This window comes from Sporacetigenium sp. TC11 (assembly GCF_058146105.1).
Genome location: NZ_JBYVNY010000008.1, coordinates 16,264 through 33,699, shown reverse-complemented (window position 1 = coordinate 33,699; position 17,436 = coordinate 16,264). Strand labels below are relative to the sequence as shown.

19 protein-coding genes are annotated in these 17,436 nt (G+C 29.5%); 14 read left to right on the top strand and 5 right to left on the bottom strand.

The features are described 5' to 3' along the window. Positions 1 to 40: 40 nt before the first annotated feature. Entirely contained in the window at positions 41 to 469 is a 429-nt protein-coding gene (locus tag ACUSRV_RS11890; protein WP_490142182.1) for an N-acetyltransferase, read from the top strand. Positions 470 to 752: 283 nt separating this feature from the next. Here ACUSRV_RS11890 and ACUSRV_RS11885 read toward each other — a convergent pair whose 3' ends face one another. From ACUSRV_RS11885 to ACUSRV_RS11870, 4 genes are all read right to left on the bottom strand, one after another. Further along, positions 753 to 1,133 carry a hypothetical protein gene (locus ACUSRV_RS11885; protein ID WP_490142181.1) on the bottom strand — a complete coding sequence of 127 codons (381 nt, stop codon included), beginning with the start codon at positions 1,131 to 1,133 and terminating at the stop codon, positions 753 to 755. Positions 1,134 to 1,203: 70 nt separating this feature from the next. Further along, positions 1,204 to 2,202 (bottom strand): hypothetical protein, encoded by a 999-nt coding sequence (locus ACUSRV_RS11880; protein WP_490142180.1) that lies wholly within the window; start codon positions 2,200 to 2,202, stop codon positions 1,204 to 1,206. Beyond that, complete coding sequence (locus ACUSRV_RS11875; protein ID WP_490142179.1) at positions 2,189 to 2,545, bottom strand: PadR family transcriptional regulator; 357 nt, start codon at positions 2,543 to 2,545, stop codon at positions 2,189 to 2,191. The genes ACUSRV_RS11880 and ACUSRV_RS11875 overlap by 14 nt, the downstream gene beginning before the upstream one ends. A gap of 163 nt (positions 2,546 to 2,708) precedes the next feature. Continuing rightward, positions 2,709 to 3,653 (bottom strand): arsenic resistance protein, encoded by a 945-nt coding sequence (locus tag ACUSRV_RS11870; RefSeq protein ID WP_490142178.1) that lies wholly within the window; start codon positions 3,651 to 3,653, stop codon positions 2,709 to 2,711. A 233-nt stretch (positions 3,654 to 3,886) separates the two neighbouring features. Here ACUSRV_RS11870 and ACUSRV_RS11865 point away from each other — a divergent pair, with 233 nt between their 5' ends. The 3 genes from ACUSRV_RS11865 to ACUSRV_RS11855 are packed head-to-tail and all read left to right on the top strand — an operon-like array spanning position 3,887 to position 7,590. Further along, entirely contained in the window at positions 3,887 to 4,243 is a 357-nt protein-coding gene (locus ACUSRV_RS11865) for a response regulator transcription factor (protein WP_490142177.1), read from the top strand. A 20-nt stretch (positions 4,244 to 4,263) separates the two neighbouring features. After that, positions 4,264 to 6,315, top strand: a complete 2,052-nt coding sequence (locus tag ACUSRV_RS11860; protein ID WP_490142176.1) for a hybrid sensor histidine kinase/response regulator — start codon at positions 4,264 to 4,266, stop codon at positions 6,313 to 6,315. Positions 6,316 to 6,327: 12 nt separating this feature from the next. Then, a complete protein-coding gene (locus ACUSRV_RS11855) occupies positions 6,328 to 7,590 on the top strand; it encodes a GGDEF domain-containing response regulator (RefSeq protein ID WP_490142175.1) in 1,263 nt (420 codons plus the stop codon). 42 nt (positions 7,591 to 7,632) lie between these two features. Here ACUSRV_RS11855 and ACUSRV_RS11850 read toward each other — a convergent pair whose 3' ends face one another. Beyond that, positions 7,633 to 7,998, bottom strand: coding sequence for a DUF3221 domain-containing protein (locus ACUSRV_RS11850; protein WP_490142174.1), 366 nt, complete (start codon positions 7,996 to 7,998; stop codon positions 7,633 to 7,635). 193 nt (positions 7,999 to 8,191) lie between these two features. Between ACUSRV_RS11850 and ACUSRV_RS11845 the strand changes: the two genes are divergently transcribed. The 10 genes from ACUSRV_RS11845 (at position 8,192) to ACUSRV_RS11800 (ending at position 17,424) form a co-directional block, all read left to right on the top strand. Then, positions 8,192 to 8,392, top strand: a complete 201-nt coding sequence (locus ACUSRV_RS11845; RefSeq protein ID WP_490142173.1) for a cold-shock protein — start codon at positions 8,192 to 8,194, stop codon at positions 8,390 to 8,392. Positions 8,393 to 8,564: 172 nt separating this feature from the next. Then, positions 8,565 to 8,765 carry a cold-shock protein gene (locus ACUSRV_RS11840; RefSeq protein ID WP_490142172.1) on the top strand — a complete coding sequence of 67 codons (201 nt, stop codon included), beginning with the start codon at positions 8,565 to 8,567 and terminating at the stop codon, positions 8,763 to 8,765. 209 nt (positions 8,766 to 8,974) lie between these two features. Then, positions 8,975 to 9,661 (top strand): DUF5714 domain-containing protein, encoded by a 687-nt coding sequence (locus tag ACUSRV_RS11835; protein WP_490142171.1) that lies wholly within the window; start codon positions 8,975 to 8,977, stop codon positions 9,659 to 9,661. 261 nt (positions 9,662 to 9,922) lie between these two features. After that, a complete protein-coding gene (locus tag ACUSRV_RS11830; RefSeq protein ID WP_490142170.1) occupies positions 9,923 to 10,597 on the top strand; it encodes a response regulator transcription factor in 675 nt (224 codons plus the stop codon). Continuing rightward, positions 10,594 to 11,880 (top strand): sensor histidine kinase, encoded by a 1,287-nt coding sequence (locus tag ACUSRV_RS11825; RefSeq protein ID WP_490142169.1) that lies wholly within the window; start codon positions 10,594 to 10,596, stop codon positions 11,878 to 11,880. Before ACUSRV_RS11830 ends, ACUSRV_RS11825 begins: the two co-directional genes overlap by 4 nt. Before the next feature lie 14 nt (positions 11,881 to 11,894). Next, positions 11,895 to 13,721, top strand: a complete 1,827-nt coding sequence (gene ftsH, locus ACUSRV_RS11820) for an ATP-dependent zinc metalloprotease FtsH (protein ID WP_490142168.1) — start codon at positions 11,895 to 11,897, stop codon at positions 13,719 to 13,721. Positions 13,722 to 13,792: 71 nt separating this feature from the next. Continuing rightward, positions 13,793 to 14,467 (top strand): DUF4397 domain-containing protein, encoded by a 675-nt coding sequence (locus ACUSRV_RS11815; protein ID WP_490142167.1) that lies wholly within the window; start codon positions 13,793 to 13,795, stop codon positions 14,465 to 14,467. Positions 14,468 to 14,710: 243 nt separating this feature from the next. Beyond that, entirely contained in the window at positions 14,711 to 15,313 is a 603-nt protein-coding gene (locus ACUSRV_RS11810; protein ID WP_490142166.1) for a nitroreductase family protein, read from the top strand. A gap of 78 nt (positions 15,314 to 15,391) precedes the next feature. After that, positions 15,392 to 15,940 (top strand): fascin domain-containing protein, encoded by a 549-nt coding sequence (locus tag ACUSRV_RS11805; protein WP_490142165.1) that lies wholly within the window; start codon positions 15,392 to 15,394, stop codon positions 15,938 to 15,940. Positions 15,941 to 16,038: 98 nt separating this feature from the next. Beyond that, positions 16,039 to 17,424 (top strand): Na+/H+ antiporter NhaC family protein, encoded by a 1,386-nt coding sequence (locus ACUSRV_RS11800; RefSeq protein ID WP_490142164.1) that lies wholly within the window; start codon positions 16,039 to 16,041, stop codon positions 17,422 to 17,424. The last annotated feature ends 12 nt before the right edge of the window (positions 17,425 to 17,436 follow it).

Here is a 17,436-nt window from a genome sequence, read left to right as displayed (position 1 = left end):
ACAGTCTTTACATATTGTGTAAGTAAGAAAGGGGTATAATATGATTAAGCAATTAGATAATTCGCATATAAGCAATATTATGGATATTTGGTTAAAGTCTAATATTACTGCCCATAATTTCATACCAGAAACCTATTGGATTAAAAATTATGATATAGTTAAAAACGAATATATACCTATTTCTCAGACTTTTGTATATGAGGAAGATAACGAATTGAAGGCGTTTATAAGTATTATTAATAATTCATTTATAGGAGCATTATTTGTTTCAGAAGAATATCAAGGTAAAGGTATTGGAAAAAAATTGCTTAATTACTGTAAAAAGTTGTACTCAAGTTTAGAACTATGTGTTTATTTAGACAACATACATGCAGTAAATTTTTATAAAGCCTGTGGTTTTACTATAGTAAGAAAACAGTCAAATGAAGACTCTGATTTTATGGAGTATCTAATGAGGTGGACCAAATAATATAAGATTGTTTTGCAATTTTTATTTCATAGTATATTAAATCATAGCCGAGTATTAAAAAGACGGGGTCGTATTTCACGAGGTAGGGGAGCAAACTATGAATAAAAAAATTGTAAATGACTTTACTGAGTTTATACCTTAGTAAAAATAAAGCCTATATCTTAGATTATTACGTTAAATAAGATATAGGCTTTTTCAAATTCAAAGGTTACATAATATATCAAACATGAAGGTATCATGTGGGTACACAAAATCACCATCCATTTTTAAAATTAGGTTCTATTTAAACTAATGCTGATATGTCTCTTTTGCTAATTTCATCTGTTATTAATGACTTTGAAATATACATAGCATTTATTATGTTCTTAAAGCGAGTGTGATGAGATGTACCCTCAGTAAATTTTAGCTGTGCTTTTTCACATTTACTAATAACTGAAGATACTGGGCGTAGTGCTTCTATCAATTCTTCTTTTGTATATTTATCTATAACATTTTCATCTGTTATTAATGATTTTGAAATATACATTGCTTTTATCCTGTTCCTAAGGAGTGTGTGATGAGATGTACCTTCTGCAAATTTTAGCTGTGCTTTTTCACAATTACTGATAGTGGAAGATACAACTCGTAGCGTTGCTGCTAATTCTTCTTTTGTGTATTTATCCATGGCATTTCACCTCAAATTAATATTTATCTGAATTGTATTATAATACAATTGTTATTTGTTTTCTACAATACTAATCTTTTTTATTAGATAGTCTAAATCCGTTTATACTATCCCAAATACTAATACCAATAAAAACTACTGCAAATATTAAAAGGCTTCTTGACCATATTGATGCAAGTAGAGACATAGAAGTTCCTGTTAAATTAGAAAAGTTAGATATAAATTCCTTATTAAACAAAGATGTGTCATTTACAAGTACATATATAAGTATACACGATGCTATATTATAAACAGCATTAGCAATAGCCAAAGGACGAGTCCAATATCTAGATACAAATTTGTAGACAAAAAGACCAATCTGGACTATAGCAAATATAATAATTACATATATATAGGATTGCAGACGTTGGGCATCAAGTAGTGAAATTAGGGCAGCTTTTTCTCCTACTTTTGTATATATTCCAATAAGTTGCGGTGCAAAATATAATATTGATGTGAATAATACGGTACAAAACATTGAAAATACTGTTTCACCACGAGATATTTTTCCTTTACTCGATGATGGTATTTCTGGTAAATCATCAGGAGACCATTCTTTACTTGCAAATGGGATATCTTTCCCGTTAACTCCAGTTCTCTCTAATATAATAAATGTTAAGGTTACCCATAAGAATGTCTGAGTAATTCCTTCAATTGCAGCAACAAGCACGCTTACAAAAATATCAATCGATACATCAAAAAAACCAACATCACCTGATAAAGTGAATAATTCACTAATTAAATCTATAGATACAAACACAGATATAACAATACCTAATACTAATTTAAGAACTGAGATATAGTTATCATACAGGCTAGGACCGATTAAATATCTTTTAGTTGTATTATATTCATCAGCAAGCTTTATGGGGTTGCCAAGTACTTCAAGAACTTTACGAACATCATTTTCAGATGGATTTTCAGGTAACATATCATATATATTTGCACGTAATTCTTTGCTTACATCTTCACGAGAATTTTCGGGTAAACGATCAGTGACAGCATATACATAACGATCAATCAATTTCATTATTTTTATCCTCCCTCAATAATTCGAACATCTGAATTGAAATATATTTCCACTCACTTTTTAAACGTTCATATACTTGTTTTCCTTCATCACTTAATACGTAAAATTTACGTGGTCGACTTTCGCTTGTATCCCAGCTACTTGTTAAAAGTTGTTGTTTTTCTAGTCGACGAAGTAGGGGATATAAAGTTCCAGCATCAATTGGTGCATTTTTCTTTTCTAATTTTTGAACAAGGGAATAGCCATATTCTGGCCTATGGAGTTGGCTAAGAACAGAAAGTACCAGTGTACCTCTTCTAAGTTCAACAATAAGAGAGCCCATTAGTTCATCTATATTACTCATTTAATCACCTCTTAGTTTATTATACTGTATGACATACACTATTGTGAATAATTTAATATTAATATTTTAATATTATTTACAGTTTATTATTATTTTAAAAAAGGGTTACATCAGAAAATCTAATGCAACCCTTTGGAAATACTCATACTATGAAGTTTATAAATTATTTAGATAGCAATATTTTTGATACTAAAAATAATACTGGAAGCTCTATTAACGGTCCAATTATAAGAGCAAGTGATATTAATGGCTTATCAGGAAATGTAGCAACAGCTATTGCAAGTGCTATTGGTGAATTTCTAGCTAGGGTAGTTAAGTTTAAAGCTATACTATCTTCACGAGTTAATTTTAATTTCCTTCCTACAAACTGTGCAGTAATAAAGTTTATTATAAAGAATAATAATACAGGAACTAAAAGTTGTAGCAGTACTTGAGGATTTTTAATAAGTAGTTTTCCCTGTGATGCAAACATAGAAACTATTGCTATATTTAAAAAATATCCTTGATAATCACAAGCTTTAGGAACTATATTTTCTTCAAAGTTATCCATACCTTTTATAGCTATAATAATCTTTCTAAAAATCATGGCTCCTAGTAAAGGGATAAGTAAACTTATAAGTACTCCTTGAGTAAGATTTCCTATATCTATTTGTATACTCGAACCTCCAATGATAAAAACATATACTGGAAGTAATACTAACTGGAGTACAAAATTTAGTGGAAGAATTGATGCTCCTAGAGCAACATTTCCTTTAGCTATTCCTGTAAAAATAAGATACCAATCTGTACAAGGGGTTACCATAAGCATTATAAAGCCAATTAATAACTCTGGGCTATTTCCTAAAAAAATTTTTCCAAGTACAAATATTATTATTGGTGTCCATACAAAATTGATGCAAACAGCTGTTAATGTAAACTTAATATTTTTAAATGATTTAGTTATGTCTTTTAATGGAATTTGAATAAATACCAAAAACAACATTATTATTAATGATGGCATTATTATGTATTCTGAATAGTTTTGCACAAAAGGGAATTGTCCTAATATTATTCCGATGAAAACCATAACTAAGATTATAATGCTTTGAAACTTGTTTATATTTTCCATATATATCACCTCATAGTATATAGTAACACAATGTGATATGAATTATCATTATCAATATTGTTTTTAGTGAAAATTAGATAATTGATATAGGAAATAGGATAATTTTGGGTAAATGCTTAGAAAATTATTTATAATTGATGTTATTTAATTTAGAAGTTATAATTATAATAGTTATAAAAACAACTAAATAACGACAAAATATTTGCGATTTTTACAATAATGGAGGAGCATAAGTGAAGAAAATTCTTATAGTAGATGATGAGTCATCAATTAGGTTTCTAATATCTGAAACTTTACAAATAAATGATTATGAAATATATGAAGCTGAAGATGGGGAAGAGGCTATTATAATGGCTAATAAAATTGAGTTTGATTTGCTTTTATTAGATGTTATGATGCCAAAACTTACAGGCTATGAAGTAGGAAAAATTTTAAGAAAAAATAAAAACAAGGCTAAAATAATTATGCTCACAGCAAAGGGACAACAACGAGATAGAGAAGAGGGATTTGAAAATGGAGCTGATTATTTTTTGACAAAGCCATTTAGCCCTATAGAATTACTGGAATTAGTAGAAGAAATATTAGTATAAAAAATTATGAGGATGAACTTATGGATAAATATTATGAAGATATACTTAAAGAATTAAAACAAAAAACTATAGAATTAGAAGAAGAAAAAATAAAAAGAAAAAAAGCTGAAGAAGAGTTAGAAGATATTAAAAGAATAGTTACATACCAACAAGAATTTTTATATAAAGTAATTGATATAAACCCAAGTCATATTTTTGTGAGAGACTATAATGGTAAAATTATTTTAGCAAATCAACAAGCAGCTTTTTTCTACAGCATGAGGCCTCAAGAACTTGTTGGAAAAACAGAGATAGAAATTAATCCTAACAAAGAAGAAGCCTATAAATTTCTTATTGAAGACAAAGACATTATAGATAGAAATGATACAAAAATAATACCTGAAGAAATGGTTACGGATTTAAAGGGAAATATTATATGGCTAAAAACTGTAAAGGTACCAATAATATCAGAGAAAGAGGAGACATCTCAAGTGCTTGTTGTATCAACAGATATAACGAATTATAAAAAAGTAGAGAAAGAATTAAAAAAAGAAAGAGATAGAGCACAAAAGTATCTTGATGTAGCTGAGACTATAATGGTTGTAATAAATGAAAACGAGCAGGTTATTCATATTAATAAAAAAGCCTGTGAAATTTTAGAATGCAATGAATCGGAAGTTATAGGTAGAAATTGGTTTAATAATTTTATTCCAAAGGATATACAAGAGGAAGTTAGAAATGGATTCTATGAATTTATATCTGGTGAAGTAGATATACTTGAATTTGCTGAATATAGAATACTGACTAAAAGTGGAACAGAAAAAGTGATAGAATGGCATAATGGACACCTAAAAGATGAAGATAATAAGATTGTAGGAACTGTAATTTCAGGACAAGATATTACACAGCGTAAAGAAGTAGATAGAATGAAGTCCGATCTTATTAACACAGTTAGTCATGAAATTAGAACTCCTCTTGCTAGTATATTAGGGTTTGTAGAACTTTTATTAAAGAGAGAATTAGATCAAGAAAAAACGAGAAAGTATCTGCAAGTTATGCATAAAGAAGCTAGAAGATTAACTGATCTTATTAACGATTTTTTAGATATACAAAGAATGGAGACGGGCAAACAAATATTTGAAAAAGAAAGATTTAAAATAGATAATTTAATAAATGAAGTTGTGGAAATTTATTCAATGGATAAAGCAGATAGTTTTAAAATAGAAGTGCATGGAGACAACCTGTCTGTGTACGGTGATTATGATAGAATAAAGCAGCTAGTAAGTAATCTTATTTCTAATGCAAAGAAGTATTCCACTGATAAAGAAGAAATAAGCATAGAAATTATTGAGAAAGAAAAAGAACTAGAAATAGCAGTAGAAGATAAAGGATTAGGCATACCTAAAGAATCTATTCCTAAATTATTTAGTAAGTTTTATCGTGTAGATAATTCAGATCATAGAAAAATAGGTGGAACTGGATTAGGACTTGCCATTTGCAAAGAAATTGTAGAAGCGCATGGAGGTAAGATATGGATAAAATCTCGATTAGGTATAGGGACTAAGGTTTATTTTACTATTCCAAAATTAGAATACATAAATGAAGAAAAAAATGATGAAGGTAGAGATTATATCTTAATTGTTGAAGATGATATCTCATTAGGACAACTTATTAGCGAAAATATATCAAATATGGGGCTTAAGTGTAAAATTGTAGAAAGTGGAGAAAAAGCATTAAATCTGATAGAAAAAAAACCTCCTTTAGTACTTATTTTAGATATCAGATTGGATGGAAATTTAGATGGATGGCAAGTTTTAGAAAAGCTTAAAGAAAAGGGAATAATCAAAAAAGTACCTATAATAATATCCTCAGCTTTAGAAAAACCATTGAAAGAAGATGATAATGATATTTATGATGAATATCTTGTTAAGCCGTACTCATTAGATCAATTGAATAAAACAGTTGTTGATTTAATTGAATTCTCTAGTCAAATAAAGAGTAGAGAAGAAGTTGAGGTTGTTATTCAGACAGAAAAAGGAAATACAGATACTATTTTTAAAAAATTGTGTGAAAATGGCTTTGAGGTAAAGTAGGAGGAACCTGATATGGAAACATCAGAAACGCTAGAATCTATTATGGAAAAGGGTAGACATTTATTTATTTGTGATCAACAACAAAAGATTAATCAGGTTATGACTAGTCTTATGAAATATTGCTTGTATAAAAACAAAAAAGAACAAGATGAGCTAAAATTGTTTTTTCATTCATTAAAGGGGACGGGTTCAACTTTTAATTTTGAAAACATATCTAATTTAGGAAGAATATATGAGGATTACATAGATAGTATAGAAAATGAAGATGAGTTATCAGAGGAAGATATTTATCCCTTATTGATAGGATTAGCAGAAGTTAATGAAGAGATAGAAAAATTAAGCAAAGAATATTATGCAAAGGAAAAGCACGATATATCAGTAGAAACTAAATATAAATCTAAAATGAATAGTGGTAATATACTTATTGTAGATGATGATGTTATCTTATTAAATCAACTAGATAAAGTTTTTAGGTATGAGGGCTATAATGTTATAAGTACATCTAAATCCTATGAAGTAGCTAAAATAATACAAGAAGAAAATATAGATATTGCTCTTTTGGATATTATGATGCCTAAAATAGATGGTTTTGAGGTTTTTAATGAAATTCAAAAGGAAAAGTTAGATATACCAATAATATTTCTTACTGCAAAGACATTTACAAAAGATAAAGTTGCTGCTTTGAGTTCTGGTGCTGATGATTATATAACGAAGCCCTTTAAGGTAGAAGAAGTTGTTGCAAGGGTAAGTAGAGCTCTTGAAAGAAGCACACATTATAGAATGGATGAATTAACAGGAGCATATACAAAAAAGTATTTTAGAAAAAAAATAGGAGAAGTTCAAAAACGATTATTAAGAAATGGAGAAATCTTCTCTCTAGCATTTATAGATCTTGACTTTTTCAAAAAAATAAATGATGAATATGGTCATATGGTAGGAGATCGTATATTAGAAAAGTTTACTCAAATAATAAAACGTAATATTAGATCAAAAGATGAGTTGTTTCGGTTTGGAGGAGATGAGTTTATTATCTTATTTCCCAATATAATAGATACTCAAGTATATGATATACTAGAAAGAATTAAAAAGGAAATACAATTAAACCCAATTTATTATAACGAAACGAATAAACCAATATATATTTCTTTTAGTTCAGGAATTAATACTATGAAAGATGGAAATCAAACTATTGATGAATTTCTGGATATTACTGATAAATATCTATATAAATCTAAACAATGTGGTAGAAATAAAAATACATATCAAAACCTATAGATAAAAATAGGCTATAATTTAAAAATTATAGCTTATTTTTTATTATTGCTTTGAAGTTATTATTCTTATAATATCAGCACTAGCTTGTACTGGATAACTTTCTGCTACAGGACCTTTGAACACAACTTCAACTTTGTCTCCCATTTGAATATCTGATAGTTTAAATGATTTACTCAATGAATCCTTTTGGATTATTGTATCCTTTGGTACATGAATACTTGCTTTGTCATACTCTGTATCGTCTTCAACTTTACCTTCTACTAAAATACTTCCTTCTTCATTATCAATTGTAATTTGAGTAACAATACCTCTAATGCTAATAATATTAGTGCTATCATCAGATTTAGTACATCCAATGATAGAAAAGCAAAGAATAGTGACTAATATTAAAAATATAGTCTTTTTCAATTTGTTTTTCAGAAAGAGCACCTCCAATTTTATACGTACTATATTAATAACTATATTATAAGATATATTATTAATACAACATATTGGAAAAATTTAAAAAAAGGTAGCTATTTTATAAAACTCATGCTATACTAAGTGAGTATTAAAAAATAAAATCAAGCAAGACTTGATAATGGTTTAGGAGAATATATAAATGACTAACGGAACAGTAAAATGGTTTAACAATGAAAAAGGATTTGGATTTATAACAGTTGAAGGTGGAAAAGATGTATTTGCTCACTTCTCAGCTATACAAACTGATGGTTTCAAATCATTAGAAGAAGGACAAAAAGTAAGCTTTAATATAGTTAACGGGCCTAAAGGACCACAAGCGGAAAACATAACTGTATTATAATATATATGTTCTAATTCAAAAAAGGCCTTAGGGTCTTTTTTTTATACCTAAAATTATTTTATGAAAAATATTTTAAAAAAGGTAGCTATTTTTGATATAATATGTTATATTAAATAAGTAATAAAAAATAAAATCAAGTTTAACTTGATAACAGGTTTAGGAGAATGTATAAATGACTAACGGAATAGTAAAATGGTTTAACAACGAAAAAGGATTTGGATTTATAACAGTAGAAGGCGGAAATGATGTATTTGCTCACTTCTCAGCTATACAAACTGATGGTTTCAAATCATTAGAAGAAGGACAAAGAGTAAGCTTTAATATAGTTAACGGAGCTAAAGGACCACAAGCTGAAAACATAACTATATTATAATATATATGTTCTAATTCAAAAAAAGGCCTTAGGGTCTTTTTTTTATGCCCAAAAACTGGTATCTTATTAGGTAAGATACACTTTAAACCAAATTAAGTAAGGGGGGAGATAACATGGGAACTGAAGAACTTAATATAGTTTTATCAAGCTGTTGAGAAGATAAGGAAGAAGGTATTGGTCAATACCTTAATGAAAATAAAGAAAATTGTTTGATTTGTGGTGGGAGTCTTGAATATTTAGAAATAGGAAAAGAATTTACTTGTATTAGATGTGGTATAAAAGAAAATGGATACGTAAATTGTGCCAATGGCCATTATATTTGTGATAACTGTCATGGAAAAGATGCCTTTGATATTATTTTAAATAAAAGTCTCTCTTCAAAGAGCACAAATCCATTGATTATAGCTGAAGAAATACTTGAGATTTCTAACATACCAATGCTTGGATGTGAACATGCTTTAATTACTGCTGGAGCATTTTTAGGTGCCATAAAAAATCACGGGAAGATCGATATTAGCGATAAACAAGTTGAAGAAGCTTTTAATCGTACAAAAAAACAAGCAATAGCAGCTTATTGTGGTTTGACAGGTATTTGTGGAATAGCTCCTGCTATAGGGTCTTGTGTTAGTATTATATTAGGTGCAGCTTGTCCTAAGGATAAAGAAACTTCAACTACAATGCATGTTGTTTCTAAAGTTATTGAGGTAATTGCTAATGAAGCTGGACCATGTTGTTGTAAAAACTTTATGAGAAAAACTTTAACCTTAAGCTGTGAACTTGCTAAGGAGCATCTAGATATAGATTTACCACATAATTTAGATATTTGTTGTAATGATAGTGAGCGCCATCCACATGGATGTCGAAAAATTAAATGCAGTTATTATAAAAGTTTTTAAAGACGGGGCTAATGCTTACCGTCTTATTGTATTTATAAGGATATAATAATTTATCCGGTCTATGGATAAGTTATTATATTCAACTGTTAAACTTGAGCAACGAACCTGCTTTTCAAGGTCGTTGGCGACATGAGCATAGCGAATTTTTTATTCATAAATAGTTCACACTTGTATCTTAAAATATATTTATAAGGCTTTTAATAACATTAATTGGTAATACTAATCCTATTTAAATTATAATAGTAGGCAGAGGTGATATACATGGTTAATATTTTAGTAGTTGAAGATGATAAAAACCTTCAGAAGTTAATGATGGCAGTTTTAAAGCAAAATGGTTATAATGTTTTAAGTGCTAAAGATGGATTAGAAGCTCTAGATATATTAGATAAATCACATGTTGACCTAATTATTAGTGATATTATGATGCCAAACTTAGACGGATATGAGTTAACTAATGTACTTAGACAATCAAATTACAATCTGCCTATTTTAATGGTAACAGCAAAGGAAACCCTTGAGGACAAAAAGAAGGGGTTTCTTGTTGGAACTGATGATTATATGGTAAAGCCAATTGATATGGATGAGATGATTTTAAGGGTAGCTGCACTATTACGTCGTTCTCGTATTATAAATGAGTCTAGCATTACAATTGGAGATGTTGTACTTGACTATAATGCTTTAGCTGTAAGTAAAAAAAACAACTCAATATTGCTACCTAAGAAAGAATTTTATTTATTATTTAAGCTTCTTAGTTATCCAAAGAAAATATTTACAAGACAACAGTTAATGGATGAAATATGGGGTATGGATTCAGAAGCCGATGAAAGAACAGTGGATGTTCATATTAAAAGACTTAGAGAAAAGTTTGCAAATTTTGATGAATTTGAAATTATTACAGTTCGTGGACTTGGATATAAGGCAGAGAAAAAAATATGAAAAATATTAAAGTAAAATTAGCCTTATTTTTTATTTCTCTTATGTGCACTTCATCTATTTTATCTTTTTTTGTATCTACTTTTTTCACAAATAGTATAGGCAATGAAATAAAATTAGATCAAGAGGCAATAGCAGTATCTATATTTAAATTAGGACAGAAAACAGATTTAACTATAGATGAAATTGTAAGCGTAACATCGAATTCTATGTATAGTGTAAATAAAGTTGAAAATGTTGATTCTTTAGATGTAAATAATGAGGAACTAAAAGAAATCCAAAACAATGAGATAGTTCCCTTATCATCTCCAAAATCCAATGGAACTACCATGATAATGTTAGATGATTTTTATATTAAAATTAGTCTTCATTCAAACAACAATATATTTAAACTAGTTGCCTCCCGTGTAGGGTTTACCCTTACATCATATGTTATTATTGGAGCTTGTTTAATTACCTTATTAGGGAGAATAGCAGTTAGGCCAATATTAGAACTAACAAAGGCTACTAAAGAAGTAGCAAAAGGTAATTTCGATATACAAATTGAAAATGAAAGTGATGACGAAATTGGCCAACTTACCAAGAATTTCAACAAAATGACAAGGGAGCTAAAAAGTATAGAATATCTTCGTAAGGATTTTATAAGTAGTGTATCCCATGAATTCAAAACGCCAATTGCATCTATTCAAGGATTTGCAAAGCTTTTACAAAATGGCAACTTATCCCACGATGAACAGCAGGAATATACAAATATTATTGTTGAAGAAACAAATAGATTATCTAATCTTTCTTCAAATATTTTAAAACTTTCAAAACTTGAAAATCAAGAACTCATAGAGAAAAAGGATTTATTTTCATTAGATGAACAAATAAGAAGAAGTATTTTGTTACTCGAACATGAGTGGTCAAAAAAGAATATTGAATTTGATGTTGAACTCAAAAAAGTTGGGTATAAAGGAGATGAGGACCTACTACAACAGGTTTGGATTAATCTTTTGGGTAATGCAATTAAATTCTCAAATGAAAATAGCAATATTAGTGTAATACTTAATGTAGTTGATTCAAATATAAAAGTAGAAATTAGTGACAATGGAATAGGTATGAGTGAAGAAACACAGGCTCGAATTTTTGAAAAGTTCTATCAAGGTGATAAATCTCATTCTCATGAAGGTAATGGTTTGGGACTACCTCTTGTAAAGCGTATTTTAGATTTATGCGGTGGTAGTATCCATGTAAAAAGCAAATTATATAAAGGATCTACATTTACTGTCGAGTTGCCAGTATAGAAGGGGGAAATAATATGAAAAAACAAAATGGTCCTAAAAAGTCCATAGCTTATTATTATATAGTAATAATGGTTGCTGTATTGCTCTTAAACACATTTATTTTTCCACTTGTGTTCAGCAAAAACATTACTCAGGTAGATTATGGTAAATTTTTATCTGAAATTAAAAGTGGAAATGTAAAAACTGTAGAAATACAAGAAAAGCAAATAGCATTTGTTAAAACAAATGAAAAGAATAAAGAAAAAGTATATGTAACAGGACGTATGGACGATCCAGAACTTGTAAATCGTCTTTATGATGCAAAAGTTGAATTTTCTAGAGTTATTCCAAAAGAAAATTCACCATTAGTAAATTTTATTATGACTTGGATTTTACCAACAATTATCTTTATTGGACTTTGGCAGATGTTTTCAAGCTCAATACAAAAGAAAATGGGAGGTAAAATGGGCGGCAATATGATGGGCTTTGGAAAGAGCAACGCTAAGGTATATGTTGAAGCTCAAACTGGAAAGACATTTGCAGATGTTGCAGGACAGGATGAAGCTAAGGAAGCACTGACTGAAATAGTTGATTTTCTTCATAATCCAAGTAAATACAAAACTATCGGTGCAACTATGCCAAAAGGGGCTTTATTAGTAGGACCTCCTGGTACTGGTAAAACACTTCTTGCAAAGGCTGTAGCAGGTGAAGCAAAGGTTCCATTTTTCTCAATTTCAGGTTCTGAATTTGTTGAGATGTTTGTGGGTATGGGTGCAGCGAGAGTACGTGATCTCTTCAAACAAGCACAAGAAAAGGCCCCTTGTATTGTATTTATAGATGAAATTGATACTATAGGTAAGAAGCGTGACAATGGAGGAATAGGTGGAAATGATGAGAGAGAACAGACTCTAAATCAGCTATTAACTGAAATGGATGGATTTAATGGAGAAAAAGGTGTTGTAATTCTTGCAGCAACAAATCGCCCTGAGTCTCTTGATAAGGCATTACTTCGCCCAGGCAGATTTGACCGTCGTGTACCAGTAGAATTACCAGACCTAAAAGGGCGTGAAGCTATTTTAAAGGTTCATGCTAAAGGAGTTAAGTTAGATACTAATATTGACTTCAACGCAATAGCAAGAGCAAGTTCAGGGGCATCTGGTGCAGAACTTGCAAATATTATTAATGAAGGAGCTCTTAGAGCAGTTAAATGTGGTCGTGAGTATGTAATACAGAGTGACTTAGAAGAATCTATAGAAGTTGTAATTGCTGGATATCAACGAAAGGGAGCAGTTATTTCACCAAGAGAAAAACGAATTATTGCATATCATGAAATAGGCCATGCAATTGTTGCTGCAAAGCAGATGGAATCTGCACCTGTTCACAAGATTACAATTATTCCTCGTACATCTGGAGCTCTTGGATATACTATGCAAATATCAGAGGGAGAAAATGTACTTATGACCAAAGATGAAGCTTTTAATAAAATTGCAACTTATACAGGTGGTCGTGCTGCAGAGGAGCTAATTTTTGGAAATTATACATCTGGAGCATCTAATGATATTGAACAGGCAACTAAAATTGCGAGATCTATGGTAACTCGCCTTGGAATGAGTAAAGATTTTGATATGATGGCTTTAGAAACTGTTTCTAATCAGTATCTTGGAGGAGACGCCTCTTTAATATGTTCACCTGAAACTGCAGCTAAAATAGATAAAGAAGTACTCGATATTATAAAAAAAGCACATGAGAAGGCAATCAATATATTAAAGGACAACATGGATAAACTTCACCAGTTATCTAGATATCTTATTGAAAGAGAAACTATAACGGGAGAAGAATTTATGAGAATTTTGGAAAGTTAACAATTATACTTTGTTCACATATATTAATAATAGGACAGTTGTCTTATTATTAAACAAAAAGGTGTGATTATATGTATCACCGTGAGTTAATAGATGAATTAATAATTCCTTGTTTAATCCCGCAATACTCATTTACTAGATTTTTTAACTCAATGCCAGAATCACCAGCTATAGATATATATGTAAATGATGAACTACTAATAGCTAGTAAAACTTATAAAGGAATAACCCCCTATTTTCCGGCACTAGCGGGGGTGTATAATATACAAATATATCTAACAGGTAAAAAAGATACTCCTATAATTGAAATTAAAGAAGTCCAAATATACCAAAATCAAATAATTACACTTGTAATTGCAGGAACTATAACCAATATAGAAATAGTAACAGTAGTAGATGATATTAATCAAACTATAAAACCAGATGAATCTATGGTTCGAATTTTTAACTTAACTCACGATTTTTTAACATATAGTATAGGTAGCATGATATATAGTGGATTGGTATCAAATAAAGGAACAGCGTATATTAAAATGTCTCCAGGTCCTTACACATTAGAAGTTCGTCCTCCTCACAGAAGTCACATAATAGCAGTGAAGGTAAGTTTGATCCCAGGGAAAATATATACTATATATATTCTGGAAAGTGTACGACCAGATTCGCCACAATACCAAAGTGCTAATATATATCAGATATTACAGGTGGTAGATGGAAATACTATACTAAAAAAATGTGGGTTATATTAAATTAAATAAGTGTAATATGCAAAATAAGGGAATCTATATAGATTCCCTTTTGTAATATGTTTTTTAAAATTTTATATAAGATTAAAGTTCTAAATCTTGGGTAGTAATAATAGTAACAATTTAACATGAGAGTCATATAAATATATAGGATAATAATAGCTAAAATTAGTATATAAAATTATTTAAACTTTTATAAATACATATACTAGTTAAGTAAAACTTACAAAATGAGGAGGATTTAATATGTCAAATACAAATTTTTATAATGCTATAAAAGGAAGACGTAGTATATATGGAATTAGCAAGGAAACACCTGTTTCTGATGAAAGAATAATAGAAGTAATAGAAAATGCAGTAAAGCATACTCCTTCTGCATTTAACTCACAAACTGCAAGAGTTGTGGTTTTATTTAGAGAAAATCACAATAAATTATGGGATATAACAAAAGAAACATTAAAAAGGATTGTTCCAGAAGATAAATTTGCACCTACAGAAGAAAAAATAAACTCATTCCGTAGTGGATATGGAACAGTTTTATTCTTTGAAGACACTAGTATAATTGAATCTCTTCAAGAACAATTCCCTTCTTATAGTGATAATTTTCCAATATGGTCACAACAATCTTCAGGGATGCATCAATTTGTAGTATGGACTTCATTAGAAATAGAAGGCCTTGGAGCATCTCTACAACACTATAACCCACTTATTGATGATGAAGTAAAGAATGTGTGGGGTATTGATAGTAAGTGGAAGCTAATTGCACAAATGCCATTTGGTAAACCAGTAGCAAGTCCTGGTGAAAAAGAGTTTAGATCATTACAAGAGCGTGTAAAAGTATTTAAATAGATATTATAGGCATCCATGAAAATGGGTGCTTTTTATTTAATAGTTCATATTATACTAGTAAAGGAGTGATGTGTATAAATGTATATATATAATGGATTACCAAAAAAGTACCCTAGACAAGAATATAATGGATTTATACCTGACTACTTACTAGAGTTATATAAAAGTGAGACATATAAACTAATACTTGATTTAAGAGCAGGCCGTATAAGAACAGTGGCACTTATAGCTCATAATGGTAAATATGTCTCTGCAGTAAATGGAGGAGGAGATATACTAGTAGCGAATAAAGATGAAATAGGCCCATTTGAAACATTTACATTAGTACCTTTAGGGATTCAACAAGGAAACGTAGTTATAAGAACATCTAGAGGCTATTTTTTCTCAGCACCCGGAGGGGGAGGAAGTTCTTTAAATGTTAACAAAACAACTATAGGTCAAGAAGAATTTTTTAGTATAATTCCTCTATTTCCAGAGAGCAATATAGCAATTAGAACACGAAATGGGCACTACGTAGTAGCTGAAGAACCATCAGGTTTACTAAAGGCAGATAGGCTCGCAATAGGAGAGTGGGAAATATTTGAGATAGTACCTTTAGATATATCACAAAGAATATGGATATATTAAGAACAAAAATAAACGCTTAGTGCAGAATTATATTTCTATACTAAGTGTTTATTAATGTATAATATAAATTATGAATTTAATAACTTGGGGGATAAATCATGAAAAAAGAACTAAATCATAAAGATATTTATTTTATATTAGGGCTATGTCTTTTGTTAATAAGTGGATGTGTATTATTAAAAGTTTCTCTTGTATTTGGTTTTAGTATAAGCATTATATTATCTTGTATTGTATTAAATAAAAGGGGATTTTCTTTTAGAGAATTAACAGCAATAATGGCTAAAGGATTAGTAGAGTGTAGGATTATATATATAATAATTCTGATTATTGGAGCTACAGTATCTATATGGCTTTCTTCTGGAGTTGTACCATCAATGATGTATTATGGCTTTGAATATATGAAGGATATAAACTTACTATTTGTAGCTTTTTTAATAATGTCAATTAGTTCAGTGTTTATGGGAACATCACTTGGAACTATAAGTACTATAGGCGTTGCAATATTGGGAATAGGAGTAGGATTTGGCATTCCTTCCCACGTGCTATTAGGAGTTATAGTTTCAGGTGCATTTATTGCAGATAAGATTTCTCCAATTTCAGGACTTTTAAACCTTACTTTATCAACAACAAATACAAATTATAAAGAAGTTTTAAAATCTATGGCTATAACTTTAATACCAACACTTATATTAACATCTATTATATACTATTTTCTTGGAGTTAAGTATAACACAAATATAGATGTTTCAAGTATATTACAGTTTCAAAGTTCAATTGAAGATGCTTTTTACATATCTCCATACTTATTGCTAATGCCTCTGGTAGTTATTATAATGTCATTTTTAGGTATAAAAATGGTTTATTCAATTTTAACTGGACTTCTTGGGGGAGTAATAGTAAGTTTTGTTTATCAAAACATGACAATTACTCAAATAATTAAATCAATATTTTTAGGATATAAAGGGGATACAACATCTGCTAAGTTAAATGAGATATTAGTAAGTGGTGGAGTTGTATCTATGGTTGAAGTTTGCTTTATTGTTATGGGAGTTATTGCACTTAGCAGTATTTTAGAAGAGACAGGAGTAATTAGTTATTTTACCAATAAAGCTATTTCAACAATAAATTCAAAAAAAGAGCTTATATTAAAAACTAGCTTGATGAGCAGTATTTTAACTACTGTAACTTGTGATCAAACAATGGGAATTGTAATTCCGGGGAAACTACTGGCTAATAAATACGATGAGCTTAATGTAGACAAAAATGTGTTAGTAAGAACTATATCAGATACAGGTGTTATTATTGCACCATTAATGCCTTGGAATGTAAACGTTCTAATAATAGGTACAATAGTAGGGTTCAGTACTGGATATGCTCAATATGCAGTTTTGTGTTATATTTTTCCTCTTATGACACTTATTGTTGGGAGTATAAGTAAAGAAAGATATTTAGAACTGAAAGAATTTAATAGTGATACAAAATAAAAGAAGCTAATC

What these genes read in the sequence shown, in the direction of transcription:
- ACUSRV_RS11890 (WP_490142182.1), top strand. Translation starts at nt 41, where the DNA reads ATGATTAAGCAATTAGATAATTCGCATATAAGCAATATTATGGATATT.
- ACUSRV_RS11885 (WP_490142181.1), bottom strand. Translation starts at nt 1,133, where the DNA reads ATGGATAAATACACAAAAGAAGAATTAGCAGCAACGCTACGAGTTGTA.
- ACUSRV_RS11880 (WP_490142180.1), bottom strand. Translation starts at nt 2,202, where the DNA reads ATGAAATTGATTGATCGTTATGTATATGCTGTCACTGATCGTTTACCC.
- ACUSRV_RS11875 (WP_490142179.1), bottom strand. Translation starts at nt 2,545, where the DNA reads ATGAGTAATATAGATGAACTAATGGGCTCTCTTATTGTTGAACTTAGA.
- ACUSRV_RS11870 (WP_490142178.1), bottom strand. Translation starts at nt 3,653, where the DNA reads ATGGAAAATATAAACAAGTTTCAAAGCATTATAATCTTAGTTATGGTT.
- ACUSRV_RS11860 (WP_490142176.1), top strand. Translation starts at nt 4,264, where the DNA reads ATGGATAAATATTATGAAGATATACTTAAAGAATTAAAACAAAAAACT.
- ACUSRV_RS11855 (WP_490142175.1), top strand. Translation starts at nt 6,328, where the DNA reads ATGGAAACATCAGAAACGCTAGAATCTATTATGGAAAAGGGTAGACAT.
- ACUSRV_RS11845 (WP_490142173.1), top strand. Translation starts at nt 8,192, where the DNA reads ATGACTAACGGAACAGTAAAATGGTTTAACAATGAAAAAGGATTTGGA.
- ACUSRV_RS11840 (WP_490142172.1), top strand. Translation starts at nt 8,565, where the DNA reads ATGACTAACGGAATAGTAAAATGGTTTAACAACGAAAAAGGATTTGGA.
- ACUSRV_RS11830 (WP_490142170.1), top strand. Translation starts at nt 9,923, where the DNA reads ATGGTTAATATTTTAGTAGTTGAAGATGATAAAAACCTTCAGAAGTTA.
- ACUSRV_RS11825 (WP_490142169.1), top strand. Translation starts at nt 10,594, where the DNA reads ATGAAAAATATTAAAGTAAAATTAGCCTTATTTTTTATTTCTCTTATG.
- ftsH (WP_490142168.1), top strand. Translation starts at nt 11,895, where the DNA reads ATGAAAAAACAAAATGGTCCTAAAAAGTCCATAGCTTATTATTATATA.
- ACUSRV_RS11815 (WP_490142167.1), top strand. Translation starts at nt 13,793, where the DNA reads ATGTATCACCGTGAGTTAATAGATGAATTAATAATTCCTTGTTTAATC.
- ACUSRV_RS11810 (WP_490142166.1), top strand. Translation starts at nt 14,711, where the DNA reads ATGTCAAATACAAATTTTTATAATGCTATAAAAGGAAGACGTAGTATA.
- ACUSRV_RS11805 (WP_490142165.1), top strand. Translation starts at nt 15,392, where the DNA reads ATGTATATATATAATGGATTACCAAAAAAGTACCCTAGACAAGAATAT.
- ACUSRV_RS11800 (WP_490142164.1), top strand. Translation starts at nt 16,039, where the DNA reads ATGAAAAAAGAACTAAATCATAAAGATATTTATTTTATATTAGGGCTA.